Source organism: Acinetobacter puyangensis (genome assembly GCF_900096995.1).
Taxonomy (GTDB): domain Bacteria; phylum Pseudomonadota; class Gammaproteobacteria; order Pseudomonadales; family Moraxellaceae; genus Acinetobacter; species Acinetobacter puyangensis.
The window spans coordinates 235,810-262,756 of the sequence record NZ_OANT01000001.1 but is presented as its reverse complement, the minus strand read 5'-3'; the positions used below and the strand labels follow the sequence as shown (position 1 = coordinate 262,756).

Here is a 26,947-nt window from a genome sequence, read left to right as displayed (position 1 = left end):
CCCCTACATTCGTGCATAAACCATTGGTTTTTTGGCAAACTGCGACAATGCCTGTTCAAAATCTGTAACCGGTTTCTCCCAACCTTTATCTTGCGCTTTTTTTGCCGCCAGTTCACCCATTTGCCTTAATGTTTTTAATTCTGGTAATTGTAGCAGTTTTTGCTGCCAGAGATTGCATTCACCCAGCGGTACCAGCCATCCTGCTTGCGCCTGCTCCAGCATTTGACCAGCACAGGCATAATTATAGGCCAATACCGGTAAACTGCTTGCCATGGCTTCAAGCACTACATTACCAAAAGTTTCGACCTGACTTGGGAAAACAAAAACATCGGCACTGGCATAACATTGTGATAAAGCCTCGCCGGTTTGTGCACCCATAAATATCACATCAGGATAGTCTTGTTGATAGGTAGCAAGGATTGGACCATCACCCACCACAACCAACACAAATTTACGATTTTTTTGCGTTCTTTTTAATTGATGAAACGCCGAAAAAATTACAGGCAATTCTTTTTCCGGTGAAACCCGTCCTACAGACAGTAATACCGTGGTTTCTTGATCTGCCTGCCATTGCTTGCGTAATGTCTCACTACGGTAATTCGCATTGAAGCGGCTCGCATCAACACCGCGGCCAATCACGCGCATCGCACACTTCACCCCAAATGTCTGCAACTGATCCAGCGTAAACTGACTAGGAACACAGGTTAAATCGGTATTATTGTGAAACCATCTTAAATATTGTTGTAAAGGTTTCAACAAAAATGCCAGATCGAAATGGCGACTAAAATCATGAAATGCCGAATGGAATCCGCTGGAGATCGGAATCTGGCGTAATTTTGCCTGATTTAAAGCAGCCAGCCCCAAAGGACCTTCTGTGACGATATGCACAATATCCGGTTTAAATTGATCAAATGCCTGCCCAATTTTAAATACCTGTGGCAAACCAAATTGCAACTGACGATATTTTGGAATAGATTGTGATTTTACTAGACATTCCATATCTGGAATAAAGTCGTGACTTCTGGTTTTTTGTTGCGGACGAATCAATAAAATTTTGTGTCCACGCTTTTGTAATCCTTTTGCCAGTTGCAACATGGAAAAAGATACACCATTAATTTCGGGTGGCCATGTTTCACTGACAATCGCAATATTTAAACAATGCTGTGCTATTTTATTTTTATCCAGATCAATTGTTTTTGTACAATCAAAATACGCTGTTGTAGCAGTTTGATCCAATAATAAAGTTGGGACTTGAGGTGGCATATCGGTTTATCCTAATTTTTATCTTATACCGATAGCTTAAAAACAAAGTTTGACTCTTTTATGATCAAATGATGACAGTTCAATGAAGATATCCCACTCTCAACTGACCCTATAGATGTATTTTTTTATTTTCCATTAACTGATTGGCATTTTGCTGCATCCAGTCGCTTAATGCATTTAAGGGTTGTTGCATGGTTAAACCCAAAGCCGTAATTTGATATTCCACCCTTGGCGGTATTTCGGGGTAATGCTGCCGTTGTACCAACCCCAAAAGCACAAAATGTTTAAGATGCTTGGACAATTCTTTTTGTGTAATAGGTTGCAGAATCTGCAATAACTCGCCAAAACGCAAGGGTTCCTGTTGTTGAATCAGGCGATATAAAATCGGAATAGTCCATTTCCCGGATAGAATACCAACAAACTTCATCATTGGACAATTCGCATCCTGTGCAACATTTTTCATTTACATTTTCCTACATTTCTTTTGCTCAATACGGCACAAAACGCAAACCTCATAGATACTCAGTATCCTATTGGATATTACTATTTTTTTCATACTTTTTAAAATAACAATAAGCTAAAGATCAAACTTTAAGGAATATCTAATGCGTTTAAGTCATAAAAAAATCCTGATCACTGGTGCAACCAGTGGTATAGGCAAAGCCAGCGTTGAAGCTTGTCTAAATGAAGGGGCTTTTGTCTTTTTTACCGGACGTGATGCAAAAAAAGTGCATGATTTACAAAAGTATTGGGGCAAACAAACGATTGGTTTGGTCAGTGATGCCAGTGACTGGCAGGCACAATCCTCATTGATTCAGTCTATAGCGCAACATACTACCGCACTGGATGCGATTTATCTCAATGCAGGTGATGTAACGCATGCGCCTTTAACAGAATGGGATAGCATCTCTTTTGATCGGGTTTTTAATACTAATGTTAAGGCGCCTTTCTTTTTAATTCAGTCTGCTCTGTCCTTATTATCCAAGAACAGCACAGTAATCCTGTGTGGCTCAACCTCTATTCATATTGGATTGGCACAAAGTAGTGTCTATGCTGCCAGTAAAGCAGCCCTGCGCTCATTGGTGAAAACATTGTCCGGCGAACTATTGCAACGAAACATTCGCTTTAATTTATTATCGCCCGGCCCGACGTATACCGATGCTTTTGATAAACTCGGTTTGCACGATGAACAAAAACAACTGATGATTGATGAGATTAAAAATCTGGTGCCTCTAGGCCGCTTGGCAAAGCCCGAGGAACTGGCACAGGCTGTGGTGTTTTTAGCATCTGACGAATCAAGATTTATGCTCGGTACAGAAATCCTGATGGATGGTGGCGTGGCAAATCTTTAATAGGATGTTTTTTGATTTGCCAACCTGTAACTGCAATTTTTAGTAGCGATAACATGCCGATAATGCTGTTCTACTTGTTGTACCTGCATTACGCAAAGACAACACACCATGATTCACGCCATTAATTTTGACGTGTGCCTGTTGCTGTCCGGAAATCAAACCTTTGGGAAAGGAAGATTTACTCATATTTAGCAACCGATAACCAGCGTTATTGCGTTGTTCAGCAAACACAAACGGGTAAATCATATTGCCGATCTGGATTTCCACCCGTACCGGATTAGGCTGGCTGGCAGTAAATGCTGCTGCCACTGTCGGAATGTTGCCCTCACAATACACATTCAAGGATTTTAATCCTGCCACGCTCTTGGTAATTCCTGCTATTTTCAAGCCTTTGACGCTGGCAAATTTCCATTCGGCATTGTTACTGACATTATTAACAGCTGTTGTGCTTGAATTAGGCACGGATACAGCATGATTTGCATTGGTTTTTGCAGCTGGCGCATTTTCTTTTACTGGCAATAATTTTGTGCCATTCCATTGATACACTGTCGTTTGCTTGATGGTTGGACAACAGCGCGGATCATTAGGGCCTGCTTGCAATGAATGAACATGTATTAAACCATTTTTCACGTCAATGGATTGTACTGAACCGAGTAAACCCTCATCAGCCACAACTTGATAACCTTTGCCCTTATCACTCAGAATCACAAGACCATTGCTCCACCATGTCCCTCCTAGAAAAGACACCTCTAACACTACTTCGGCTTTCCCATCGTCATCTAAATCAGTCACAATACTTTGATTTACCTCAACCTCTTCCCGGTTTGCAGCCCGTTCTTTTTTCTCTTTGGCAACGTAGGCTTTTACAGCTTTATCCTGTGCAGGGGTTAAATTGGCAGCATGCACTGATGCAGCAAATACCACCAATACACACGCACAAATGATTTTTCTCATCTCACACCTCTTACGCTGACTTGTTAATGGTGGCTTTTTCTTTCAACAACGATTTTAACTTTGCTTTTGCTTCTCCAATTGCACGATTGGTCAGATAAATTTGAAAATAAGCAATATAAGCAAATACCACGAGAAATGGCACAGCAAAATAGGTCCAACTCATTGCACCTTGTTTACCCGTGACGGCACCCCATTTATTATACGAATACACAGTCTGTGCATCAGCACCCAACCAATAGCCTATCCCAGCACAGACAATAAACAACCAAAACAATGCTGCACGACTCAGCGCAGGATAACCAAATACACGGCGCAGTGTTTCTTTCCTTCCCCAATATACAGAACCCGTGCTGATATTCTGTACTGCAACATAATACTGTTGTTTTTTGCCTGATTTTTTTGCGGCGAGGGTCTGTACCGTATTCCCGTCCTTCACCGAAATATCCCAATCCACCAGTTTCAGTACTTTTTCATCACCAGCCTCATTTTCCAGAAACACCTCATCATGAATATAGGTATCAGAACTGGTATATATAGGGGTATCACCACCCCCACTACTTGATATTCTGGTTTCCCGTTGTTTTTCACGCTGCGTCACTGTGCCGATGAAATGGCTAATGTCGTAGTGTTTATTCCGCACCGTAATGCTCTCACTCATCTCACTACTCCATTATTATGCGGATTGAATAAACGGTTTTAATTGGTTTTTCACCGATTGGATGTCGTCTTTCCAAGGCTTATGTACAACAAAATAAAAATAAACGATCACCAGCACAATCGACAACCAACTAATAATCATGGCACTTGCAACCAGAATCACAATCGGCAGAATAAATACCTTCCACCACTCAGGGCGTACCAGTTTGCCAATCGAACCATGCCGACCACGATCACCCCATAACAAAGTATTGGTACTCAGGTTATTGATCGCAACATACGAACCTTCATCCTTGCCTTCTTTAATCAACCAGATCGCTTGAATAATATGACCCTCACGGGTCGCAATATCCCAGTCTACCAAACGCAATACATGTTCCTGTCCTTGATCATTAACCAGAAAAATATCATCATGCGTATATGTTGTTGAGCTAATTCTTACAGGTGCAGCACCGCCTGTCCCTTGATATGTTGCTCCGCCACCACCTCCTCCAGATACAACGGTTTCCAGTTGTTTATTACTATGCGCAACCTTACCTGTAAATTCATATATATTGTAATTCTTGCCCCGAACCTGTATCACGTTATTTGACGCCATCACAGTCTCCATAAATATTGTGTAATTATTGGAATAGCATTTGAATACAGCAAAAAATAAGCAGATAGAATGATTCTTTTTTAGCAAAAATCTTTTTACAAATAAATACAAATTTAGATAGAAATCACTTAAAAATGTTTCAAATTGATACTAATTATCAGTACCCAATCCACTATAGCAAAATTCAAAATGTAAGTTACATTTGTGTCATGCCGGACTTGATCCGGCATCCAGAGTTAACGTATCCTAAATTAAACTCTAGAAAGCTAAAGCCTAGGCCTTAACAACTTTTGAACTTTGCTCTGGATACTTGCTTTCGCAAGTATGACGAGATGATATGTAGCCTATAAACCGAATTTTGCTATATACGTAGATCAACTGAATTTCAATCATCTTCTGTGAAAAAACCATGATGAAAATACCGTAATCCATAACCGAAAAATTAATCGAGTAGGATCTAATAATGCGGTGGTTTATTGCTCAGCGGATCAAAGGGCGCAATGCCTTCTGAGAGATCCGAAGACTCAACACGTTGATACAATAATTGCATTTTCTTGTTTAAATCGGCAATTTCGGTATTCTGCTGCGCCACTTGATCGTTAAGTTGCTCAACTAAATCATCTAAAAATGCAATTCTTACTTGCAAATCTTCTATGAGTTGGGACAATGGCGCATGGTCATCATGCGATGGCGATTTTGACATTCTGTCGCTCCTGAAAAACGAGTTCTAAATAGTTGGGTTTAAAATTATGGCTTACATTACTTTACGAGATGTTCACTTGGCATTCGGTGGACCCGCCTTGCTTAATGGAGCAAATTTTACCTTAGAACGCGGCGAACGTGTGTGTTTAATCGGACGCAATGGTGAAGGAAAATCCACTTTACTGAAACTCATTGATGGCAGTTTACAACCCGATACCGGTGAAGTATCTATTCAAAATGGTGTACGTATTGCCATGCTGGCACAGGACGTGCCTATGTCCTCTGGTCTGGTCGCCGATATTGTCGCCGATGGTGCCGGAGAAGCTGCCAAAGTACTGAAACAATATCATGAAGCCAATAATGCCTGTGTATTGGGTGATCTGGATGCATGTGATCGCATGGGTGAACTTCAGCACCAACTCGATCAACTTGATGGCTGGTCACTGGAAAATCAGGTCAATACCATTTTGGCGAAAATGGGCCTTGATCCCAATGCCGATCTTGCCGATTTATCCGGTGGACGTAAACGTCGTGTCCTTTTGGCACGTGCCCTGCTGACCAAGCCTGATGTATTGCTACTGGATGAGCCAACCAACCATCTGGATGTAGAGAGCATCGAATGGCTGGAAAACTTTTTACTCGAACAGCACAATGTCACACTGTTGTTTATTTCCCATGACCGTTCTTTTGTTGATCGTTTATCAACACGTATCGTCGAACTGGATCGTGGTATGTTACGTAGCTTTGAAGGTAATTATTCCCGTTATCTTGATCTTAAAGCACAGCAACTCGAAGCCGAAGAAAAACAAAATGCCCTGTTCGATAAAAAACTGGCTGAAGAAGAAACCTGGATTCGTCAAGGCATCAAGGCACGTCGTACCCGTAACGAAGGACGTGTACGTGCGTTAAAAGCACTGCGTGATGAATCCAAAGCCCGTCGCTCACAACAAGGCAAAGTCAATATGGGCGCACAGGAAGCCAGTCGTTCCGGCAAACTGGTGTTTGATATCGAGCATTTAAGCGTCAGTTATAATGAGCAAGTCCTGATTAAAGATTTCTCGGCGATTGTCATGCGGGGCGATCGTATTGGTCTGGTTGGCGACAACGGTGTCGGCAAAACCACACTGGTCAAAGCGATTCTGGGGGAAATACCGCATCAAGGCACAGTCAAAACCGGCACACAACTGGAAATTGCTTATTTTGACCAATTACGCAATCAACTCGATCTGGAAAATACCGTTGCCAATAATGTCAGTGAAGGTTCTGATTTTGTTGATGTAAACGGTCAGCGTCGCCATATTTATAGCTATTTACAGGATTTCCTGTTTGCGCCGGAACGTGCCCGTACACCAGTCAAGGCATTGTCCGGTGGTGAACGTAATCGGGTCTTGTTGGCCAAATTATTACTTAAACCGTCCAACCTGATTGTCATGGATGAACCGACCAATGATCTGGATATGGTGACACTGGAATTGCTGGAAGAAATGCTGGCCGAATATAAAGGCACATTATTACTGATCAGCCATGACCGTGCATTTATGGACAATGTGGTTTCATCAACTTGGGTATTTGATGGCAAAGGCCATATTCAGGAATATATTGGCGGTTATCAGGATTATTTACAGCAACGTCAACGTATGCTTGAACAAGCTGCAAGCAAAGTCAGTAAAACCAGTACTAACGAATCGGGCAAAGAAAATACCAACAATAAACTACCGAAAAAAGTAAAATTAAGTTATAAAGATCAACGAGAGCTAGAACAACTTCCGGAATTAATTGCTGCATTAGAAAATGAACAGCAACGACTGGAAAAACAACTTGCAGATGGTTCATGGTTTATCAATGATCCGGAACAGGCAACACAAGCTGCCACTCGCTTGGCGGAAATAGAAGAACAGTTATTGGAAAAACTAGAACGCTGGACTGTATTGGAGAGTAAGCAACAAGGAGAGTAATCGTGAAAATTGTCTATGCGGCAATCTTAATCAGCATGGTGGGGCTGGCTGCATGCCAGTCTACTCCCAATCCCAATCAACCGCAGTTGCAAACCCAAAAAATCTATCATGCACCTGCACAGATTTTTGATTTTGACCTCGGTAACAGCGCCTTACGTGGCAAATTGCAATTAAAGCAATCCTGTGATGTGATCGGAACCAGTCTGGATATTCGGGATCAGTTAAGTCAGCAAGTTCGGATTGATACCTTTAATCTACGCAACAATCCCCAATTCAATCTCACGGCACCAAGCAGCCTCAAACAGATTGCCGAACAATTGCTTCCGCTCTATCAACAAAAATACAAGGCCAATCTGCTTGGCACACCGCAATATTATAAAACTACGCACAATGAAGTGGTAATAAGACGCTTGCAAGCCGGACAACAACCCATCGACATCGCCATACAGACGGCTTATGATTATGCTTACGTCATCATGCTAAATAGCCCCTTATCACAACATGATCGGCAAAATACACAACAACAGCTACAAATTTTGTTAAAATCACTTCATATTCCTGGCAGCAAGATCACCAGCAGCAAAACAACAGGCAGCACGAGTGACTTACCGATTGCCTTTGATTTAAGCAATCATGATGCAAATGCTCGCCGTAACTGGCAAAAAACGTATTGTTTATGAGTGATTCCACACAACACACCTCTGCACGTCCATATTTTCGATGGTCATTTCTTTTGCCACAATATTGGGGCATCTGGATCAGCCTGACCTTTTTAATGTTACTGACCATTTTGCCATGGTTTGTACAGCGGAAAATTGCTCATGCACTGGCTACGATTGCATGGAAAACCCTAAAATCACGTCGAGAAACTACCCTTCGCAATCTGGAAGTCTGCTTTCCGGAGTGGTCCCCCGAACAAGTCCAACAACAAGCCTGTCAGGTTTTTGTTGATATGATGCTGGGTGTATTTGAAACACTCAATGCCTGGTATCAACCATCTTGGTACAAAAATCGTGTCTCCATTGAAGGACTTGACGCATTACATGCTGCGCAAAAAGATGGGCATGGCATTATTCTTCTGGGTTCGCACAGCACTTTGCTAGATGCTGGTGGTTATATCTGTAGTTTATATTTCAACCCCGATGTGGTGTATCGTCCACAAAACAATCCCCTACTTGACTGGCTAATCTATACCGCCAGAGAACCAGTCTATGGTGAACAAATTGACCATGATGACCTGCGTTTTCTGGTTAAGCGTTTGAGACAAGGCCATATCATCTGGTACTCTCCCGATCAGGATTTTGGTTTAAAACAAGGTGTGATGGCACCTTTTTTTGGTGTACCTGCCGCCTCAGTCACCGCCCAGCGGCGTCTGGTGAAAGTCAGTAAAGCCAAAGTATTATCCGTACATTTTTATCGTATTGGCGAAAAAGACCCGAAATATCAAATCATCATTGAACCTGAACTGGAGAATTATCCCACTGCGGATGAAGTGGCTGATGCAACCCGGGTCAATCAGTTATTAGAAAAACAACTGCTTCGGGCACCAACGCAATGGATGTGGTTTCATCGTCGCTTTAAAACACGACCTGAAGGTTATGAGAAGATTTATTAAGATTTTGTCATGGCTTAGGAAATAAACTAAACTTTGCTACAACTACAGGTTATAGCACTCTATATCAGACTTTGCCGCTGATGATGAAGCACATTCAATACCCAAAAATTTTATTTTCATCGTTTATAAGAAAAAATAAACCCTCAATATCGAGGGTTTATTTATATTATCAATTAATCTTTTTGATCCTCTACAAACTCTTTAAAGTCTGCTTTACGAATCATGGCATGAATTCCTTTGGTACGATCAACCACTTGAGACACCTGAAAATCTGTCGCTGCACTTAAATAAGCGTAAGCTGTCGCTTCATCAATACCAAATTCATTTTTCAAAAATGCAATTGCTTCTCGGGTCGATTTTTTCATCGCTTCATCTAGATCGGTATCCAGTCCAGGCGTAATCCAAAATTCAGCATTTTCAGCTAACGGTTGTTTAATTTCCTTACCAGGAATTTTATCCTTACCCGCTTTAAGCACTGTAATTTTTAAAGTCGCACGAGCAGAGCCTTCTAATGCTGTCAGTGATACCTCACCATCGCCCTGCACAAAATGACTATCCCCTGTATAAAATAAAGCACCTGGTACCTGAACCGGATAATATGCTGTTGCACCAGCACCTAACTCATTAATATCAATATTTCCTCCAAAAAATGATGGCGGGATTGAATTCACGGGTTCAGCAGTGTTGGCAGCTACACCCATAATCCCCATAAATGGAAATAATGGAAAGCGAATCGATTTGCCATTTTCAGTTTTAATGACACCTTCATATTCGCCTTTGTCATTTTTCTCAATCGGAGTGAATACAGATACATTGCCAAAACTTTCCGGATGATTGACATCAGGATTGGCACTGGCTGGTGTTTTTGGGTATTCGCCTGGCAAAGCCCCTTTACCATGACGGTTTGAAATCACGCCATAAGGCACGCGAGGTTCAACCTTAATCACTTCGACTTTGAGCACATCACCCGGCATTGCCCCCTGAATCTCTACCGGACCGGTAACAACATGTGGGCCATCCTTAAAAAAATCACGTTTAATATTTGATTTTGTAATTATTTTTGCTTCATCTAAAATATATTCGGGTTTCACGCCTTTGGAAGTAAAATATTTTTCTGCATCACGTCCCTGATCTTCCAACAAACCTTCATGCGAAACAGTATCAAAGGTAATTGTGCTACCCGAAGGTACACTTAAAACTGATTTTGATACTTTATTTGGCAAATAACCCCAGGTAATTGTAGAAAGTGTTGAAGGTACATAATAGTTGCCTTTGTAGTCCCCGGTTTTTAATAAAGTCGGTTTATCCGAAATCTGTTTTAAAACCTTAAAATCTTCGGCATAGACAGATATGTTGAAAAACATAGAACCGCATACTGCAATTGCCAATAAAGATTTTTTTAACATATAGACCTCTTAATATAGTAAATAAAACAAAGCCCTATGCTTTAGCAATAGTCATGCCAGATTATTTTCTATTTTCCTAAAGACTCATCAGATGAATTGCACTACAATTGTGCATTTTAAATATTCATTTTATTTTAAAGGAATTTAATGACTTTAATAAGAACCACTTTAATGCATCATGCAAACTTTAATCACCCTTGCAGATATACTTACATCCTTGGTTTAAGCCTATGTTGTTTAATGTCCGGTATTTTGTGGATTGTATATTTTACAGGATATAAAAACACATAACCCGAGTTGAACATCCTGTTCAAACTCGGGTAATATGCGGTTGTGCTTGGCGTTTTTTGTTTTCTCTGGTTTCCGTTCCTCATCAAATCCATGATGATCTTCCATTCAGCTCCTATCGATCCTTGTTGAGAAATTTCCGTTTCTCGTCTCCTGTGCTGATAAACATAGAATAAGAAAAAATCTGGTCTAAAAGAAGTCGCAAATTACAGCAGATCCTGTAAGCCAAAACGTACAAATTTAGCGTTTTATTCATGAATCTTGTCCGACAATTATTTTATCTGATATATTTTTCTCTGATTTTTCAATCCCCTGTTTAATTTTATCCTGTGCTTCCTGTTCATCAGATTCAGTTTGTTCCAGTTCCTGCTGTAAAGCTTCAAATTTTCGCCCTGTTTGCAAAACCGTATACACAGGAAAATGGTCAGATCCCATATGAGGTAAGCGTTGCATGGTCACCAACGCAAAATCCGTGCTATGAAATACATGGTCCAATGACCAGCGTAAAAATGGATAATTCGCATGAAAGGTGTTGATAAATTTTCGTCCGACCCGTGGATCAAGCAATCCACTAATACGCTGAAACAGTCGTGTTGTGCGTGACCAAGCCACATCATTTAAATCACCCATCACAATACAGCTTTGATCAATATCTTTAATGGCATCACCAACAATCAATAATTCTGCATCACGAAGTGTCGATTCTTGCGCTTCTGTCGGACTTGGTGGTTGCGGATGCAGGCAATATAAATCGACAGGCTGACCTGAGCGCAAAAACACCGTGGCATGAATAGAAGGAATTTCGTTACTGAGGAGGAATTTCACTTCAACATTTTTGAGTTTAAGTCTACTATATAAATGCATGCCATATAAATTATCCAAGGGAACTGGAACACGATAAGGATAATCCTGTTCCAATACAGACAATGCTTTTTCCCATGCTCTATCGGTTTCTAGCGTTAACACCAAATCTGGTTGCAAAGCCTGTATTTGCGCAATCAATAAATGATATTGGGTATTGGGGGTTAAAACATTGGATACTAAAAGTGAGATTTGCTGATCTGGATTTGATTCCCTTTGTTTGACCGATTGCACCTGTTTTTTCCAGATGAAGGTATAGGGCAAGACCATTTTAAGTTGATAGGCCATGGCTGCCATCAATAGGATTAAAATCACATAACGCCATATGTTCCATTCACTTGGCAAAAATAGTAAACCCGAACATGCAATTGCACCTACTGCCAAAATTTGTAAGCGTGGAAAATCTGCACCTCTAAACCACCATTCATCTCGTGGAATCAATGACCAAAACGTCAGCCAAATGGATAATATGGCCAGAATTTCAAAAATCAGCATTCGTCCCCCAGCAGGAATATATTATTTTTATCAAAGCATTTAGGGCGTGTTGATCGTTCATTGATGAATAGCAGCCAACCCTTATTATCGAATAGCACAAAGCCGTATTGTATCGCAACAATATTGCTGTTTTGATTCTGTATATGCTGTGCAGATGCTGTTGCTTTTGCTACACTTAAAGCCCTTTTAAAAAAGTATTTTATAACCTGAGGCAAGATGACATGAAAGTAGGTCTGGTTGGCTGGCGTGGGATGGTAGGCTCTGTCCTGATGCAACGTATGGTTGAAGAAAATGATTTCGAACATTTCGAACCATTTTATTTTTCGACCAGTAATGCAGGTGGTGATGCACCTACATTCGGTGGCAAGACAGCGCCTGCTTTGATGGATGCTACAGATATTAACAGCCTGAAAAATATGGATGTAATTATCACCTGCCAAGGTGGGGATTATACTTCCGATATTTTTCCAAAATTGCGTAATGAGGGCTGGAATGGTTACTGGATTGATGCAGCAAGTACCCTGCGTATGACAGACGATGCCATTATCGTACTTGATCCTGTGAACCAACATGTCATTAAAGATGGCTTAAGCAATGGCGTTAAAAACTTTATTGGTGGTAACTGCACTGTATCGCTGATGTTGATGGGCCTAGGTTCACTATTCCAGCAAAATCTGGTGGAATGGATGACCGCAATGACTTATCAGGCGGCATCGGGTGCAGGCGCACAGAATATGCGTGAATTGATTACTGGTATGGGCTATTTATATAACAATAGCAAAACTTTACTGGATGATCCAAAATCTGCAATTCTGGACATTGACCGCCAAATTGCAGACTTACAACGTGGCGAAGGTTTCCCAAAAGCAAACTTTGGTGTGCCTCTGGCAGGCTCATTAATTCCTTATATTGATAAACAGCTGGAAAGCGGTCAGTCTAAAGAAGAGTGGAAAGCACAGGCAGAAACCAACAAAATTCTGGGTAATACACAAATTGTACCGATTGATGGTCATTGTGTCCGTATTGGTGCTATGCGTTGCCACTCTCAGGCATTAACCATCAAACTACGCCATGATGTGCCACTTGATGAAATCGAAGATATGATCGCACAGTCCAACCCATGGGCCAAAGTGATTCCAAATACACGTGAAGCATCAATGACCGATTTAACTCCTGTTGCCGTGACAGGAACTTTATCTGTGCCAGTTGGTCGTTTGCGTAAGTTGAATATGGGTAAAGAATATCTTGGTGCATTTACCGTTGGTGACCAATTGCTCTGGGGTGCTGCCGAACCATTACGCCGTATGTTACGTATCCTGATCGAATACAAACAAAATTAATTTTATTCGGGTTACTTGCCCTCGGGCGAGTAACCCTCTATAACTTATCCATTGCAACAATATAAAATTTATAAACGGATGTATTATGGGATCACATTTTAAATTCGGGGTATTTTTGATTGGTGTAAATCTGCTCATCCCATTTTTTGCCCACGCATTGACCATCAAACCAGTTACGATTGATTCATCACGAGGCGAACCACTGTACGCCGAGATACCATTTTATAATGCTGAAAGTAATACACCTATAAAAGTTGCTATTGCACAACCTTTTGAATTGGGTCATCCCGAAGTGATGGACCAGAATCAATTCTCTCATCTAAATTTTTATATCCGCCAAAACTCAAAAGGCGATGGCGTGATTGTCATTACCTCCTCCCGCCCGATAAAAGAAAATAATATTGATTTTGCGCTCAAAATTACTGATGGTGGTCAAACTCGATTTCAACAAATTCGTGCAAAGTTACCCAGCCGCATTGACCGACTACAGACCACATTAAATGCAACGTCACTTCAGCCTCAAATCATTCACGATGAAAAGGCCATTGCGTTAAATCTACCAACGGCAGGTACAGTATCAAGTATTCCTGCCAGTCAACATAATACAGATCAGGCATTAGTGGTCCAGCGTGCAGCACCACCCCCATTAAAAAATAATAGTGGCAGCAATACTGCACCTACTTCAGCGATGGTTATCACTGCACCCTCAACATACGCTGTACCTACCAATAAAAAAGAAATTTCGGCGACATCACAGGCTGTACAACAACCTGTAAGCGATAGAGATGTTCAAACTGCGTCTTCCCCAACGGCAACTCAGAAGATGACACCGCAAAAAACGCGAACCGATCTATCAAATTCATCAAACTTGAGCATTGATGTGACAGGTCATGCTGCTCATGACAAAAATAAAACGGCCCAAAGCACAGCAACACCGTCTTCTAAAACGATGCTGGCAAAACAGAAAAACACAGCTACGCCTGTTAAAAACAATCAGGCACGTTCAAATCCCAATCACACCACATCAAAACATCGTGATCAATCCGGTCATTTGGTCAAAGCCAATGAATCCTTGTGGGGTATTGCAATCAATATTGCACAACAACAAAATGTACCTGTACAACAGGTGATGCAACAAATTCAGGCACAAAATCAGCATGCTTTTATTAATGGTAATGCCAATCGCTTAAGACAAGGCGTGGTACTCAATCTTCCAGGGAATTATCCGGTCACGACAGTACAAACCAAGAAACACCCTGAAAAATCTAAACAAGTGGCAAGCATGGCAAATAACCAATCGCAAGCATCGATTGCCCAGAAACAAACCGATGCCCATATGAGTATCGTTGCCAATGACAAAGGTAAAATACAGGGCAGTGAAAAAAATAATACGGCAAATAAACACCGTCATGAACTCACTGTACAGGTTCAACAACAACGCAAGGCTGCTCTTGGCTTACAAAATAGTGTACATCAGATTGATCAACAGCTTAAAAGCAAAGAACGTCGGATCGCTTTACTCAATGCCAGACTTGCCGAATTGCAACAACAGTTAAAATCACGAGAGGCTGGGCAGAAAAAAGCGCAACCCACACCCAATACCACCTCAAACTCACAAAGTATGATACCTGCCTTCATTAACGGAACACTTATTGCTTTTGTAGGATTAAATTCGGACTTTGCAATCACCACATTGCTTCAGGAGCTTGTCTAGCTATGTCTATTTCAATTATTGTCATCTTGGTTATTGCGATTGCAGTATTACTGGTTATTCGCGCCAAACAGGGGCAAGATAAGACCCCAGCAAAAAAAACGACGAGCAGTAGCAATAGAAAAGTAACCAAAACCCCAAGCAAGACTACCGTATCAACCAAAGCTACCAATACATCAACCCATTCTGAAGTACCAGCCAAAGCACACCTAGATCTTGACAATTTATTGGCAAAATTGGATCTGCTGATTGCTGATCGACAATATGCCAAAGCAGAAGGCTTAATCAATTTATCTCTAAATCAAGACTCCAATATACCTGAGCTCTATTTTAAATTGCTTAAACTTTACCAATTACAAGATGATAATTTTGCAATCAAACAGTTATTTGATACCGTACAAAAACTGAATTTAAATGAAATCTATCAACAGCTCTTTAGTGAACACGAAGTCTTTCAACAAGATCAAAAAACGTCAATACATCACAGTACACCACTTTCAAAATCTCAATCCTTAGAACCGCTTGAATTTGTAAATCCAAAAACAACCACAATTCTCGCAACGGCACCAGCGCCCACTACCGAGGAACCATTACAAGAAAAAACGTCGCATACACCCCAAAATAACACCATAGAATTTGATAGCCTTTCAATTACCTCACCAGCACCCAATAAGGCAACAACAGCAAAAGAATCATCTGTAGAACAAGGTCTTGATTTTCATCACACCATCACTGTCCCAACAGAAAAGCCAAGTGAATCGGCATCTGAGTTTCAACTTGAACAACCTACCCCGCCCAAAGCTCATCAAGATACATTAAATCAAGAGTCATTGACGTTTACACTTGAGGAACAATCACCAGCTCAAGCTGTGCATAACCCCCTTCCAGAATTTGAATTTAAGCTGGATACACCGCTACAACATATAGATACAGCCAGTGAAAAAATCCTTCTAGAAGACATTGCAACGAATACTGTACCTCCTGTTCAGATTGAGATCTCACTCGAACCTGAACAACATCGTGTTGTTTATGCCGATCCGGAAGATCCTATTATTCAAGCCTTTCCGGATCTGACTGAGGTTAATCCGGTTGATCTGGATATTGATCTTGCAGAACAGTATATTCGTTTAGGTGAATATCATGCTGCCAAACTGATTCTAGGCGAACAATCCACCAATTTATCTGATCAACAAAATGTAAAAATCGAACAACTCTTACAAAAGATCGCCTAATTCAAGCAAATCTTGTTAAAATAAGCAGTTTTTAAAACTGCTTATTTTTTATGAATAAAATTGCCGTTATTTATATGGGAGGGACATTCGGTTGTGTTGGCTCGCCTTTAACACCCATGTCAGCGCCAATTTTTCTGGAAAAACTACAACACTTATATTTATCCAGAATGCAGCAATTGGATTTTTTTGCAGCACCAACCATCAAAGACAGCAGTGAATTAAACGCCCGTGACTGGCTAGAATTAAGTTTTTTTATTCAAACATTAAGTAAGCAATATCAAAATTTTGTATTGATTCATGGGACCGATACACTTCATTATGCAGCAGCTTTTTTACATCATATTTTCGCCGATACAATTCATCTGATTATTACAGGCAGTCAATATCCATTATTCAAGCAAACAGGTGAAAACCTCTATTCTAATTCTGATGCGTGGGACAATCTAAATTTTGCCTTAAACTCAATTTCAAGCCTAAAAGCAGGGGTTTATCTTGGCTTTCAGCATACACTTTACCATGCCAATAGCTGTTATAAAGTTCATACGCAGGAATTAAAGGCATTTACTGGCTTAGAAACAACAACGTATCAATCCAGCCATAGTTTAAATGCGCTTAAACATTTAGAAACAGCCCATCTCGAGCTTGCCCAAAAACTTAGAATTTTAAATTATTACCTATCACCCGAGAGTGCAAAAAATATCACATTTAATCTTGACGCGCTTAGACAAAATCCTCCTAATATTTTGATTTTGCAGACATTCGGCTGCGGTAATTTAGCGTATACAACAGAATTAAAAGATGTACTCAATGCACTTATACAATCGGGATGCTGGATCATCATCAGCAGTCAAGTTTTATATGGCGAGCTTTCCCATCAATATGCTGCTGGCTCATGGCTGGCTGATCTCGATCTGGTCTTTGATCCGCATCATAGTCAGGCAGATCTTTATGCCCGTGCAGTAATACTTTATCTACAACATCATCAACAGCAAAACTGGCAAAAATACTGGTTAATTTAAGGATTCATCATGCAGCGTTATGCAATCGGCATTGAATTTTGTGGTACCCGTTTTAAAGGCTGGCAAACACAGCAAAGCGGTGTACGCAGTATTCAACACACCATTGAACAAGTCCTCAGTAAAATTGCAGATGAACCGATTACGATACACGGTGCAGGACGTACCGATGCAGGTGTACATGCCACCAATATGGTTGCGCATTTTGATACCGAGGCGATTCGACCAGAACGCGGCTGGCTGATGGGTGCCAACTCACAATTGCCCAAAGATATTGCAATCCAGTGGATTCAACCAATGGACTTGGACTTTCATGCGCGTTTTAAAGCCTGTGCCCGACGCTATCGCTATGTGGTTTACCATGCGCCACATCGTCCGGCCTTATTATGGGGACAGGTAACCCATGCCTATTATCCGCTGAATATAGCCAAAATGATTGAGGCAGCCAAAAAATTCGAAGGCACGCATAATTTTGAAACCTTCCGCGCCGCTGCCTGTCAATCCAATCAGCCTGTTCGTCATGTCAAACATTGCCGTTTATTCCAACATGGTGCCTTTCTGGTACTAGATATTCAGGCGGATGGATTTCTACATCATATGGTGCGTAATATCATGGGATGTCTATTAGAAATTGGACAGGAACAATATGACATTGATCACATTGATGAAATGTTTGCAGCACAGGATAGACGTGCAGCAGGCGTAACCGCCCCTCCCCATGGACTATATTTCATCCATGCCGACTATCCGCCGAAATTCCAACTGCCCAAGCGTCCTCTAGGACCACTCTGGCTGAATCTACCGGAATAAAAGCCATTTTTGCGTGCAACCGCAAAAGTGAAATATGCAGTCTGTATAATCACTTGGCTGAAGAAACTGCCTGTTTACGCTTACGGTATTCAACAGGCGTTTCATTGGTCCAGCGTTTAAATGCGCGATAGAATGTACTCGGTTCGGAAAAGCCGGTGAGATACACAATTCTTTCCACACTTTCGCTGGTATTTGCCAGTAATTTTTTTGCCAGACGACAGCGATAATCGGAAAGAATCTGCTGGAAACTGGTGTCTGCTTCACTCAACTGGGTACGTAAGCGGCGTGGGGTAATACTCAATTGTGTGGCAACTGTTTCCAGCGTGGTTTCACCACTTTCCAGTGTGGCCCCAATTGCACGTCTGACCTCACCAACTAAATCATAACGCGCCAGCTCTTGTAATTTTTCCACTGCGAGCTGTTCATGCAACTGCAAAAGCTCTGGTTCCGCTTGCCACAACGGATAATCTAAAATAGCGTGGTCGAAATAAATTCTGGTTTCTTTTTGCCCAAGACTTACAGGACAATCATAGACCCGTAAATATTCTTCACCACTTGCGCCCTCACTAAAATTAAAATCGATAAATGTCGGTTGGAAACGGCCTTCTGTGACAAATTTAAAGAAACGCAGTACCCCAGACATAAAGCATTCGGAAAAGTGGCGATTTACTTTTTGATCGGCAGTCGGCTGGACACAGTTGGTCAGATAACAATGTGCTTCATTAATCACCAGTTCTGCTTTTAATGCATCACTGATCAGGCGTTGATACGCCAAAGCACGTTTAAGCCCGGCACCAAAGTTTCCACTGCTAATAAACAAATGTTCAATCACCTGACCTCGATACAAGGGCAAATATTCGCCCAAATGCAATCCAATATCGGGATCATGAGTGACCTCTTCTAACGCATTCCAAAAGGCGCTCTGGGCACTAAACGGTGTCCGTGCATTTATTCCCAATTGACCTAAAGCAACACCTGCTTTATTTAGAATTTCTTCTGTAGGGAGTCCTGCCCGTCGCATTGCCTGATAGCCCAAACGTAGCACGACTGACGCATCTGTTAACTGCCCCATGATTTTCTTCCTTACTTAATCATGTTGAAATATATCCACTTTCATCTCTATTAGATTAACCACTATTGACCAAACTGACAACGTATTAAATGGCAATTTTGAATATAAATTGAGGCACCTTATGCAAATTATTTACAATTTAAAAAACTGTTGCGCTTTAAATCACATATAACTTGAGATATTTAATTTTTTTGGCTATAATTTGCGCCTGTAATTTTTAACAAATCAGGTAGGCTATGGCCAATAAAGAAGAGCTCATCGAGTTCGAAGGCGTTGTCACCGAAACGCTTCCTAATACCATGTTCCGTGTACGTTTAGAAAACGGGCACGAAGTTATTGCGCATATTTCTGGCAAAATGCGTAAGCACTATATCCGTATCCTTACAGGGGATAGTGTTAAAGTTGAAATGACGCCTTATGACTTAAGCAAAGGTCGTATCACGTATCGTGCGCGTTGACCCTATCAACACAACTTATTCAACTTAAGCCAAATTCTAAAAAGCTACATTCCACAATGTGGCTTTTTTATTTATCCGCTATAATCAATAAAAACATCCTAATGAGCAAAACAATGACAAAAACCATTCTTGTACTTTTCTACACAACCACATTATTCCTCATCACGGGATGTATGCATAGCAGTCTGCAACGTCAGAACTTTACTGCCTACTTAGATCAATTTATTGGTCAACCTAAAGAGACAATACTATACTAAGGCCGACTTTAAAGCATTTGGTTTTGATGCCACCACGGCAGCACAGGTCCAGCACAATTCAACCCAGTTGATTTATACCATTCATCGTCCACTTGCAATCCCAATTCCCATGCCGGCACAAGCCACTTTTACCCCAGGTATGGCTGGTATGATGAACAGCGGAGGGATGACGCCTTCTTCTGCGCAAGGTGGTCATGCTTATGAAGTACAAGCAAATTGCCATATTATTTTTCATCTGGAAAATAATGTTGCAATCAAATGGGAAAGCAAAGGTAAAGCCTGCTAAGCTGACATAAAATAAAAAACGCAGCCTCAAGACTGCGTTTTATCAACTATTTTAAAATCAAATCAATAGATTAAGCCAAAGCAGCAACGACTGCCTCGCCCATCTCTTGTGTACCAATCTTGGTTGTGCCTTCAGAGACAATATCCGCTGTACGCAAGCCCTGATCCAACACCTGACCCACTGCATCTTCAATGGCTTTTGCTGCGCTTTCTTCACGGAAGGTATAACGCAATAACATCGCAACTGACAAAATGGTTGCCAGAGGATTTGCAACATTTAGTCCCGCGATATCAGGCGCCGAACCATGACAAGGCTCATACATGCCTTTGCCATTTTCATCCAGTGATGCTGAAGGTAACATACCGATTGAACCGGTCAACATTGCTGCTTCATCAGACAGAATATCGCCAAATAAGTTACCGGTTACAATCACGTCAAATTGTTTCGGCGCACGTACCAATTGCATGGCAGCATTGTCCACATACATATGTGAAAGCTGAATGTCTGGATAATGCTGGTCTTTTAATGCAGTTACAGTTTGTTTCCAAAGTTCCGTCACTTCAAGTACATTGGCTTTATCCACTGAGCAGACTTTCCCTCCACGCAAACCAGCCAATTCAAATGCAACCTTGGCAATCCGCTTGATTTCAGATTCGGAATAAACATCGGTGTTATAACCTTGTTTTTCGCCATTCTCAAGTTCACGAATGCCTCGAGGCTGACCAAAATAAATACCGCCGGTCAATTCACGAACAATCAGAATATCCAGACCAGCCACAATTTCAGGCTTTAAACTAGACGCATCGGCAAGCTGCGGATATAAAATTGCAGGACGCAGATTGGCAAATAAATTAAGTTCACTACGAATTTTTAATAGACCGCGTTCCGGACGAATTGAACGCTCAATAGTATCCCATTTTGGACCACCGACTGCCCCCAATAGAATCGCATCGGCTTTTTGAGCCTGCGCACTGGTGACTAGAGGATAAGGTTCGCCGTGTGCATCGATGGCTGCACCACCCAGTAATCCATGTTCCCAAGTCAAACCTAAATTATATTTCTCATTGACTGCACTTAATACTTTTTCGGCAGCTGCGACAATTTCGGGACCAATACCATCGCCATCTAAAATTAAAATATGTTTCGTCATTTTAACGTCCAATTGTGATGTGTTTTACACACGGTTCTTAAGGGCTGACCCTTCAACCCTAAATACGTTGTTCTACAAATTCGCCTAAACCGGTCACCACATTAAAGGGCCGGCAAAAACGTCGTAAAGCAATATTGTCTTGCAAGAGATCGACACAGAGTGCACCAGGCATGGCGACATTGAGCAAAGAACCATTACTCACAGCCTTTTGACGGAACATCATTAACTTATATTCATGACCTGCCAAAAAGCGGTGGATCAGATGAAACTTTTCTGCCCGCTGATTCGAAACCGGATAAAATCTTACGGCCACCTCATGTTCTCCCGAAATCAGGGAAAGTGCATATTGGTGATTAATGGAAAAGACTGAACCTTCCAAACGAACCATACCTCGTTCAATCGCCTGCTTGGTTGGACGATGGGTTTGCTCATCGATGACCATCACATCATCAACTCTTGCAAAATCGCAACCTTGAGCGGCTGCACAAGATAAATACAGCGTATCCAAGTCTGAATGTGGCTGTTGCAAGATTTTATAAGCATCCACCACCGTATTTGTGCTTTGACACCCAGAGAGTAACATCATCGCACCTAAAAACCACGCAGTGAAATATGCGACACGCATCATGTGTATCCTACTCATGTGTAGCATTGGACTTTTTTAATAGCAACGCCCATCTTATCAAGATGTGTTTCGGATAGCTACGCTTGCCGCACACTGTTTACAAAATCTTTAGCCATGAATCTCCTGAAATACCCATGGTCGTTGTTGTTTGGTCTTTGCTTCATATGCCTTGATATCATCGGCAGCTTGCAGGGTTAAACCAATATCGTCTAAACCATTTAACAGGCAATGTTTGCGAAATGAATCCACTTCAAAGCTAAATACTTGTCCGAACGGGGTACGTACTTCCTGTGCCGCCAAATCGACAGTCAATTGATAACCTTCGGTTGCTTCACATTCCTTAAACAGCTGATCCACTTCCGCTTCGCTTAAGATCACAGGTAACATACCGTTTTTAAAACTGTTATTAAAGAAAATATCCGCATAACTTGGTGCAATCACGGTACGGAAACCATATTCACTGAGTGCCCAAGGCGCATGCTCACGACTCGAACCACAACCAAAATTGGTACGTGCCAAAAGAATGGTTGCACCTTGATAACGCGGCTGATTTAACACAAAATCAGGATTTTTAGGACGTTTAGCAATATCCTGTCCCAGATAACCTTCATCCAGATAACGTAACTCATCAAATAAATTATCACCAAAACCAGTGCGTTTAATCGATTTTAAAAACTGTTTTGGAATGATTAAATCGGTATCGACATTGGCACGGTCTAATGGTGCAACAATACCTTGTTCAACTGTATATGCTTTCATGGTTTTGCTCCCTTAGAATGTCCGAACATCAACGAAATGACCGGCAATCGCTGCTGCGGCTGCCATGGCTGGACTGACCAGATGGGTACGACCACCATTACCCTGACGACCCTCAAAGTTACGGTTAGAGGTTGACGCACAATGCTCGCCCGGCTGCAATTTATCGGCATTCATTGCCAAGCACATCGAACAACCCGGTTCACGCCACTCAAAACCAGCTTCCAAAAAGACTTTATCCAAACCTTCCTGTTCAGCTTGTTGTTTCACCAAACCAGAACCCGGTACGATCATCGCCTGTTTAATACTGCTCGCAACTTTACGACCTTTCACCACATCAGCAGCCGCACGAATATCTTCGATACGGGAATTGGTACATGAACCGATAAAGACCCGATCCAGTTGAATATCCGCCAAAGCCTGACCTGCATTTAAGCCCATATACTGATAAGCACGTGTCCAGTCATTGCGTTGTACGTCATCTTTGGCTTGTTCCAAGGTAGGAACAGCTTGTGTTACCGGAATCACCATTTCAGGTGAAGTTCCCCACGACACTTGCGGTTCAATCTCTTCGCCTTGTAACACCACCACAGTATCAAATACTGCATCATCATCAGAATGCAAAGTATTCCAATAAGCGACTGCCTTATCCCAGTCTTCATCTTTTGGTGCATAAGGACGGCCTTTTACATAGTCAATGGTCTTTTCATCGACAGCAACCAGCCCTACACGTGCTCCGGCTTCAATCGCCATATTACACACGGTCATGCGTCCTTCAATCGACATATCCCGGAACACCTGACCACCAAATTCAATCGCATGTCCTGTACCACCTGCGGTACCGATTTTGCCGATAATCGCAAGAACTACATCTTTAGAAGTGACACCTTTACCCAGTTTGCCATCGACACGCACCAGCATGTTTTTCATTTTTTTCTGAACCAGACATTGCGTTGCCAAGACATGTTCAACTTCAGATGTTCCAATCCCGTGTGCCAGACAACCAAAGGCACCGTGTGTTGCGGTGTGTGAATCACCACAAACGACCGTCATACCCGGCAAAGTCAAGCCCTGTTCCGGCCCAACCACATGTGCAATACCCTGACGAATATCATTAATACCAAACTCGACAATATTAAAAGTTTTACAGTTATCATCCAGTGTTTGTACTTGGATACGGGACGTATTATCTTCAATCCCGGCAATTCCTTGCTCACGTTCTTTTTTCGAGGTCGGAACATTATGGTCTGGTGTGGCAATATTGGCACTTAAACGCCAAGGCTGACGCCCAGCCAACTCTAAGCCTTCAAAGGCCTGTGGCGAAGTCACCTCATGTAATAAATGACGGTCTATATAAATCAGGCTGGAACCATCATCACGTTGTTTGACCAAATGATCATCCCATAATTTATCATACAATGTTTTTGGATTCTGGGTTTTGCCTGCCATATCGTCGCCTCCATTGTGCTACATCGGACTGGGTATAGATACTTTATACTATGAAGTATAGAGGATTTTAAAACATAAAACTAATTTATCATTTTTATACATTACAAAACTTTTTGGAATGAATTGTATTCTTTTTCCATCATGCCAAAAACAGAACCAGCAAAATATTTCTTTTTAATTTATCTTAAATGCTCAAAATTAATATATATTTTATTCATTGTGAATTTTTCTCAAACTTGCTACATTTTCATAACGCCATGAGATGCTCATGATACACTTTTAAAAAATATGTCTTTCGAATTATGAAAATTGCCACATTTAATGCTTTTATTAAAGTCATGGAAACTGGTTCAATCTCGGTTGCTGCGGAAAAGCTGTATTTAACCCAACCTGCCGTTACCAAACGCATTCATGGTTTGGAAGATTATCTGGGGATTAAGTTATTTGAATCGCTTGGCCGTGGTATTCAACCCACGCAAGCTGCACATCATATTTTACCACGTATTAAACAATGGCTAAGTGAACTTGAAGATATTCAGCGTGACATTAGCCAATCTCAAGATCAAGTCAAAGGTAAATTAAAAATCGGTACCAGCCATCATATTGGCTTACATCATCTCCCCAAACATCTGAAACCTTTTGCACAGGAATACCCTCAGGTTCAATTAGATGTTCATTTCGTCGATTCCGAACAAGCACATCAATTGGTGCTTGCCGGTGAAATCGAATTGGCATTTTTAACTTTACCACCGCAAACTGATGTTCGTCTGCATTATCAACCCTTATGGCAAGATCCTCTCACGTTTGTGGTTGCGCCTTTTCATCCGTTGGCACAACAGCAGGATTTAACCTTGAAGGACTTAATCAGTTATCCAAGTCTACTGCCTTCTGCACATACCTATACCAGTCAAATTACTTTGGCAGAGTTTGAAAAACGCGGTTTAAAATTACAAGCGTCCATGAGTACCAATCCATTGGAATCTATTCGCATGCTGGTATCCATTGGCTTAGGCTGGTCGGTTTTACCGCAGACATTAATTAATCAAGACTTACAAATTTTGGATCTGAATTTACAGTTACATCGACGTTTGGGTATGGTCTGGCATCCCGAGCGCAGTCAATCCAAAGCAGTACAGATTTTGATTGCCAAAATTATGCAAACGCTGGTTTAAACCTGACAAGGAAAAATTGCAAAACCTCCTGATTTTTCTTCATGTTAAGCTGAAAATTTCTCAAGTTCATACTGTTTTATTTATGGATCTTCACTCAATCTATTGATTATTAAAACCTTTCAATAAAGTATTAATAAAATTCATGTTATTCGACAAAATTTGAGAATTATTATTCAATAGCCATCATGTTTAAATTTTAGGATTTCAGGTCATGTCCAGCAATACCAACGCAGCAGCCAAACAACGTTATGCAGGCTATAAAGCCGACCATGTCGGAAGTTTTTTACGTCCAGTGCGTTTAAAACAAGCACGTAAAGATTACGCCGAAGGTAAAATTTCTCAAGCAGATTTAGTTCAAGTTGAAAATGAAGAAATTTTAAAGCTGATCGAACAACAAAAACAAAATGGCGTGCATGCCATTACCGATGGTGAATTACGTCGGGCATGGTGGCATTTTGATTTTATGGAACATTTGACTGGTGCCGAAGGTTTTGACGAAGCGCAAGGTTACCAATTCCATGGTGTGGAAACCAAACCACATCAGGTTAAAATTGTCGGAAAAATCGACTTTAATCCGAACCATCCACATTTACAACATTTTAAATTTTTAAAAGATGCGGTCGGTGAAGATGCCAATCATATTGCCAAAATGACCATTCCAAGCCCAAATATGTTTATGCAGCGTAAAATTCGTTGCAGCAACGAGATTTATGTCAATGACTTACAAGCTTATGCTCAGGATCTAGGCCACGCTTATAATAAGGCCATTCAGGCATTCTATGCTTTGGGTTGTCGTTATTTACAACTTGATGATGTGTACTGGGCCTTTTTGGTGTCACAACAACGTGCCAATGAAGCACAGGAATTTGGTGATTCAACCGAAGAACTGGCACAGGCCTGTGTGACCACATTAAACCTTGCCTTGGCGGATAAACCAGAAGATTTGGTGATCGGCATGCATATTTGTCGTGGTAACTTTGCTTCGGCATGGATCTATGAAGGCGGTTATGATTCTATTGAAGATTATATTTTCAAACAAGTCCAAAATGTAGATCGTTACTTCCTCGAATATGATAACGAACGTTCTGGTGGCTTTGCACCTTTAGCCAAATTACAGGATTCTAATGCCGAAGTAGTATTGGGATTGGTGACTTCTAAAGTTGAACAACTCGAAGATAAAGCTGCCATCATCGCCCGTATCAAGGAAGCAGCACAATTTTTACCACTGCAACAACTGGCGTTAAGCCCACAATGTGGATTTTCTTCTACTGAAGAAGGAAACAAAGTGGATTACCAAGCACAGTGGAAAAAATTACAGTTAATTAATGACATTGTGGCAGAAGTTTGGCCGAAATAATGACGCGCAACTAAATTAAGGTCTGTTGACACTTCATCTCAACAGGCCCTATTCATGCCGTACTAATTACACTAACCGTATAAAACTGGTGACATTCATTTATAATTAAC

General features: G+C 41.3%; 26 protein-coding genes. 13 read left to right on the top strand and 13 right to left on the bottom strand.

Going from position 1 to position 26,947, the window contains the following annotated elements; genetic code table 11:
* Nucleotides 1-3: 3 nt before the first annotated feature.
* Together CRO21_RS01255 and CRO21_RS01250 are read right to left on the bottom strand one after the other, a co-directional pair.
* Nucleotides 4-1,263, bottom strand: a complete 1,260-nt coding sequence (locus tag CRO21_RS01255) for a glycosyltransferase family 4 protein (RefSeq protein ID WP_097077539.1) — start codon at nucleotides 1,261-1,263, stop codon at nucleotides 4-6.
* Nucleotides 1,264-1,372: 109 nt separating this feature from the next.
* Nucleotides 1,373-1,726, bottom strand: coding sequence for a winged helix-turn-helix transcriptional regulator (locus CRO21_RS01250; RefSeq protein WP_097077538.1), 354 nt, complete (start codon nucleotides 1,724-1,726; stop codon nucleotides 1,373-1,375).
* A gap of 142 nt (nucleotides 1,727-1,868) precedes the next feature.
* On the opposite strand from CRO21_RS01250, the gene CRO21_RS01245 reads away from it, so the two are divergent.
* Nucleotides 1,869-2,615, top strand: coding sequence for an SDR family oxidoreductase (locus CRO21_RS01245; RefSeq protein WP_097077537.1), 747 nt, complete (start codon nucleotides 1,869-1,871; stop codon nucleotides 2,613-2,615).
* Between the two features lie 39 nt (nucleotides 2,616-2,654).
* On the opposite strand, the gene CRO21_RS01240 is transcribed toward CRO21_RS01245, so the two are convergent.
* The 4 genes from CRO21_RS01240 to CRO21_RS01225 all read right to left on the bottom strand — a co-directional run bounded on the left by CRO21_RS01240 (nucleotide 2,655) and on the right by CRO21_RS01225 (nucleotide 5,527).
* Nucleotides 2,655-3,569, bottom strand: a complete 915-nt coding sequence (locus CRO21_RS01240; protein ID WP_097077536.1) for a hypothetical protein — start codon at nucleotides 3,567-3,569, stop codon at nucleotides 2,655-2,657.
* Between the two features lie 10 nt (nucleotides 3,570-3,579).
* On the bottom strand, nucleotides 3,580-4,227 hold the full coding sequence (locus CRO21_RS01235) for a hypothetical protein (protein WP_097077535.1): 648 nt from the start codon (nucleotides 4,225-4,227) through the stop codon (nucleotides 3,580-3,582).
* A gap of 15 nt (nucleotides 4,228-4,242) precedes the next feature.
* On the bottom strand, nucleotides 4,243-4,824 hold the full coding sequence (locus CRO21_RS01230) for a hypothetical protein (protein WP_097077534.1): 582 nt from the start codon (nucleotides 4,822-4,824) through the stop codon (nucleotides 4,243-4,245).
* Between the two features lie 457 nt (nucleotides 4,825-5,281).
* Entirely contained in the window at nucleotides 5,282-5,527 is a 246-nt protein-coding gene (locus CRO21_RS01225; RefSeq protein WP_097077533.1) for a SlyX family protein, read from the bottom strand.
* A gap of 46 nt (nucleotides 5,528-5,573) precedes the next feature.
* Here CRO21_RS01225 and CRO21_RS01220 point away from each other — a divergent pair, with 46 nt between their 5' ends.
* The 3 genes from CRO21_RS01220 to CRO21_RS01210 are packed head-to-tail and all read left to right on the top strand — an operon-like array spanning nucleotide 5,574 to nucleotide 9,096.
* A complete protein-coding gene (locus CRO21_RS01220) occupies nucleotides 5,574-7,481 on the top strand; it encodes an ATP-binding cassette domain-containing protein (protein ID WP_097077532.1) in 1,908 nt (635 codons plus the stop codon).
* Between the two features lie 2 nt (nucleotides 7,482-7,483).
* Entirely contained in the window at nucleotides 7,484-8,161 is a 678-nt protein-coding gene (locus CRO21_RS01215; protein ID WP_097077531.1) for a hypothetical protein, read from the top strand.
* Nucleotides 8,158-9,096 carry an LpxL/LpxP family acyltransferase gene (locus tag CRO21_RS01210; RefSeq protein WP_097077530.1) on the top strand — a complete coding sequence of 313 codons (939 nt, stop codon included), beginning with the start codon at nucleotides 8,158-8,160 and terminating at the stop codon, nucleotides 9,094-9,096. The genes CRO21_RS01215 and CRO21_RS01210 overlap by 4 nt, the downstream gene beginning before the upstream one ends.
* A 173-nt stretch (nucleotides 9,097-9,269) precedes the next feature.
* Here the strand turns inward: CRO21_RS01210 and CRO21_RS01205 are convergent, their stop codons facing one another.
* Together CRO21_RS01205 and CRO21_RS01200 are read right to left on the bottom strand one after the other, a co-directional pair.
* Nucleotides 9,270-10,460 carry an acetamidase/formamidase family protein gene (locus CRO21_RS01205; protein ID WP_378234921.1) on the bottom strand — a complete coding sequence of 397 codons (1,191 nt, stop codon included), beginning with the start codon at nucleotides 10,458-10,460 and terminating at the stop codon, nucleotides 9,270-9,272.
* 582 nt (nucleotides 10,461-11,042) lie between these two features.
* A complete protein-coding gene (locus tag CRO21_RS01200; RefSeq protein WP_097077528.1) occupies nucleotides 11,043-12,146 on the bottom strand; it encodes an endonuclease/exonuclease/phosphatase family protein in 1,104 nt (367 codons plus the stop codon).
* A gap of 221 nt (nucleotides 12,147-12,367) precedes the next feature.
* Here CRO21_RS01200 and asd point away from each other — a divergent pair, with 221 nt between their 5' ends.
* The 5 genes from asd (at nucleotide 12,368) to truA (ending at nucleotide 18,255) form a co-directional block, all read left to right on the top strand.
* Nucleotides 12,368-13,486 (top strand): aspartate-semialdehyde dehydrogenase, encoded by a 1,119-nt coding sequence (gene asd / locus CRO21_RS01195; protein ID WP_097077527.1) that lies wholly within the window; start codon nucleotides 12,368-12,370, stop codon nucleotides 13,484-13,486.
* 85 nt (nucleotides 13,487-13,571) lie between these two features.
* Entirely contained in the window at nucleotides 13,572-15,200 is a 1,629-nt protein-coding gene (locus CRO21_RS01190) for a type IV pilus assembly protein FimV (RefSeq protein WP_097077526.1), read from the top strand.
* Between the two features lie 2 nt (nucleotides 15,201-15,202).
* The gene (locus CRO21_RS01185) at nucleotides 15,203-16,429 is read left to right on the top strand and encodes a hypothetical protein (RefSeq protein WP_097077525.1); all 1,227 of its coding nucleotides are present in this window, start codon (nucleotides 15,203-15,205) and stop codon (nucleotides 16,427-16,429) included.
* A gap of 50 nt (nucleotides 16,430-16,479) precedes the next feature.
* Nucleotides 16,480-17,448 carry an asparaginase domain-containing protein gene (locus tag CRO21_RS01180; protein ID WP_097077524.1) on the top strand — a complete coding sequence of 323 codons (969 nt, stop codon included), beginning with the start codon at nucleotides 16,480-16,482 and terminating at the stop codon, nucleotides 17,446-17,448.
* A 9-nt stretch (nucleotides 17,449-17,457) separates the two neighbouring features.
* Nucleotides 17,458-18,255: a tRNA pseudouridine(38-40) synthase TruA gene (gene truA / locus CRO21_RS01175; RefSeq protein WP_097077523.1), complete on the top strand. Its 798-nt coding sequence runs from the start codon at nucleotides 17,458-17,460 to the stop codon at nucleotides 18,253-18,255.
* A gap of 49 nt (nucleotides 18,256-18,304) precedes the next feature.
* Here the strand turns inward: truA and CRO21_RS01170 are convergent, their stop codons facing one another.
* Nucleotides 18,305-19,327 (bottom strand): AraC family transcriptional regulator, encoded by a 1,023-nt coding sequence (locus tag CRO21_RS01170; protein ID WP_097077522.1) that lies wholly within the window; start codon nucleotides 19,325-19,327, stop codon nucleotides 18,305-18,307.
* Between the two features lie 236 nt (nucleotides 19,328-19,563).
* On the opposite strand from CRO21_RS01170, the gene infA reads away from it, so the two are divergent.
* Complete coding sequence (infA, locus tag CRO21_RS01165; protein ID WP_004692529.1) at nucleotides 19,564-19,785, top strand: translation initiation factor IF-1; 222 nt, start codon at nucleotides 19,564-19,566, stop codon at nucleotides 19,783-19,785.
* A 225-nt stretch (nucleotides 19,786-20,010) separates the two neighbouring features.
* Nucleotides 20,011-20,328 (top strand): hypothetical protein, encoded by a 318-nt coding sequence (locus tag CRO21_RS01160; protein ID WP_097077521.1) that lies wholly within the window; start codon nucleotides 20,011-20,013, stop codon nucleotides 20,326-20,328.
* 70 nt (nucleotides 20,329-20,398) lie between these two features.
* Here CRO21_RS01160 and leuB read toward each other — a convergent pair whose 3' ends face one another.
* From leuB to leuC, 4 genes are all read right to left on the bottom strand, one after another.
* On the bottom strand, nucleotides 20,399-21,478 hold the full coding sequence (gene leuB / locus CRO21_RS01155; protein WP_097077520.1) for a 3-isopropylmalate dehydrogenase: 1,080 nt from the start codon (nucleotides 21,476-21,478) through the stop codon (nucleotides 20,399-20,401).
* 58 nt (nucleotides 21,479-21,536) lie between these two features.
* Nucleotides 21,537-22,106 carry a hypothetical protein gene (locus tag CRO21_RS01150; RefSeq protein WP_097077519.1) on the bottom strand — a complete coding sequence of 190 codons (570 nt, stop codon included), beginning with the start codon at nucleotides 22,104-22,106 and terminating at the stop codon, nucleotides 21,537-21,539.
* A 105-nt stretch (nucleotides 22,107-22,211) separates the two neighbouring features.
* Nucleotides 22,212-22,862, bottom strand: coding sequence for a 3-isopropylmalate dehydratase small subunit (gene leuD / locus CRO21_RS01145; protein WP_097077518.1), 651 nt, complete (start codon nucleotides 22,860-22,862; stop codon nucleotides 22,212-22,214).
* Nucleotides 22,863-22,874: 12 nt separating this feature from the next.
* Nucleotides 22,875-24,308 (bottom strand): 3-isopropylmalate dehydratase large subunit, encoded by a 1,434-nt coding sequence (gene leuC, locus CRO21_RS01140; RefSeq protein ID WP_097077517.1) that lies wholly within the window; start codon nucleotides 24,306-24,308, stop codon nucleotides 22,875-22,877.
* Nucleotides 24,309-24,610: 302 nt separating this feature from the next.
* On the opposite strand from leuC, the gene CRO21_RS01135 reads away from it, so the two are divergent.
* Entirely contained in the window at nucleotides 24,611-25,480 is an 870-nt protein-coding gene (locus CRO21_RS01135) for a LysR family transcriptional regulator (RefSeq protein ID WP_097077516.1), read from the top strand.
* A gap of 211 nt (nucleotides 25,481-25,691) precedes the next feature.
* Nucleotides 25,692-26,837, top strand: a complete 1,146-nt coding sequence (locus tag CRO21_RS01130) for a 5-methyltetrahydropteroyltriglutamate--homocysteine S-methyltransferase (protein WP_097077515.1) — start codon at nucleotides 25,692-25,694, stop codon at nucleotides 26,835-26,837.
* The last annotated feature ends 110 nt before the right edge of the window (nucleotides 26,838-26,947 follow it).

What these genes read in the sequence shown, in the direction of transcription:
- CRO21_RS01255 (WP_097077539.1), bottom strand. Translation starts at nt 1,263, where the DNA reads ATGCCACCTCAAGTCCCAACTTTATTATTGGATCAAACTGCTACAACA.
- CRO21_RS01250 (WP_097077538.1), bottom strand. Translation starts at nt 1,726, where the DNA reads ATGAAAAATGTTGCACAGGATGCGAATTGTCCAATGATGAAGTTTGTT.
- CRO21_RS01245 (WP_097077537.1), top strand. Translation starts at nt 1,869, where the DNA reads ATGCGTTTAAGTCATAAAAAAATCCTGATCACTGGTGCAACCAGTGGT.
- CRO21_RS01240 (WP_097077536.1), bottom strand. Translation starts at nt 3,569, where the DNA reads ATGAGAAAAATCATTTGTGCGTGTGTATTGGTGGTATTTGCTGCATCA.
- CRO21_RS01235 (WP_097077535.1), bottom strand. Translation starts at nt 4,227, where the DNA reads ATGAGTGAGAGCATTACGGTGCGGAATAAACACTACGACATTAGCCAT.
- CRO21_RS01230 (WP_097077534.1), bottom strand. Translation starts at nt 4,824, where the DNA reads ATGGCGTCAAATAACGTGATACAGGTTCGGGGCAAGAATTACAATATA.
- CRO21_RS01225 (WP_097077533.1), bottom strand. Translation starts at nt 5,527, where the DNA reads ATGTCAAAATCGCCATCGCATGATGACCATGCGCCATTGTCCCAACTC.
- CRO21_RS01220 (WP_097077532.1), top strand. Translation starts at nt 5,574, where the DNA reads ATGGCTTACATTACTTTACGAGATGTTCACTTGGCATTCGGTGGACCC.
- CRO21_RS01210 (WP_097077530.1), top strand. Translation starts at nt 8,158, where the DNA reads ATGAGTGATTCCACACAACACACCTCTGCACGTCCATATTTTCGATGG.
- CRO21_RS01205 (WP_378234921.1), bottom strand. Translation starts at nt 10,460, where the DNA reads ATGTTTTTCAACATATCTGTCTATGCCGAAGATTTTAAGGTTTTAAAA.
- CRO21_RS01200 (WP_097077528.1), bottom strand. Translation starts at nt 12,146, where the DNA reads ATGCTGATTTTTGAAATTCTGGCCATATTATCCATTTGGCTGACGTTT.
- asd (WP_097077527.1), top strand. Translation starts at nt 12,368, where the DNA reads ATGAAAGTAGGTCTGGTTGGCTGGCGTGGGATGGTAGGCTCTGTCCTG.
- CRO21_RS01190 (WP_097077526.1), top strand. Translation starts at nt 13,572, where the DNA reads ATGGGATCACATTTTAAATTCGGGGTATTTTTGATTGGTGTAAATCTG.
- CRO21_RS01185 (WP_097077525.1), top strand. Translation starts at nt 15,203, where the DNA reads ATGTCTATTTCAATTATTGTCATCTTGGTTATTGCGATTGCAGTATTA.
- CRO21_RS01180 (WP_097077524.1), top strand. Translation starts at nt 16,480, where the DNA reads ATGAATAAAATTGCCGTTATTTATATGGGAGGGACATTCGGTTGTGTT.
- truA (WP_097077523.1), top strand. Translation starts at nt 17,458, where the DNA reads ATGCAGCGTTATGCAATCGGCATTGAATTTTGTGGTACCCGTTTTAAA.
- CRO21_RS01170 (WP_097077522.1), bottom strand. Translation starts at nt 19,327, where the DNA reads ATGGGGCAGTTAACAGATGCGTCAGTCGTGCTACGTTTGGGCTATCAG.
- infA (WP_004692529.1), top strand. Translation starts at nt 19,564, where the DNA reads ATGGCCAATAAAGAAGAGCTCATCGAGTTCGAAGGCGTTGTCACCGAA.
- leuB (WP_097077520.1), bottom strand. Translation starts at nt 21,478, where the DNA reads ATGACGAAACATATTTTAATTTTAGATGGCGATGGTATTGGTCCCGAA.
- CRO21_RS01150 (WP_097077519.1), bottom strand. Translation starts at nt 22,106, where the DNA reads ATGATGCGTGTCGCATATTTCACTGCGTGGTTTTTAGGTGCGATGATG.
- leuD (WP_097077518.1), bottom strand. Translation starts at nt 22,862, where the DNA reads ATGAAAGCATATACAGTTGAACAAGGTATTGTTGCACCATTAGACCGT.
- leuC (WP_097077517.1), bottom strand. Translation starts at nt 24,308, where the DNA reads ATGGCAGGCAAAACCCAGAATCCAAAAACATTGTATGATAAATTATGG.
- CRO21_RS01135 (WP_097077516.1), top strand. Translation starts at nt 24,611, where the DNA reads ATGAAAATTGCCACATTTAATGCTTTTATTAAAGTCATGGAAACTGGT.
- CRO21_RS01130 (WP_097077515.1), top strand. Translation starts at nt 25,692, where the DNA reads ATGTCCAGCAATACCAACGCAGCAGCCAAACAACGTTATGCAGGCTAT.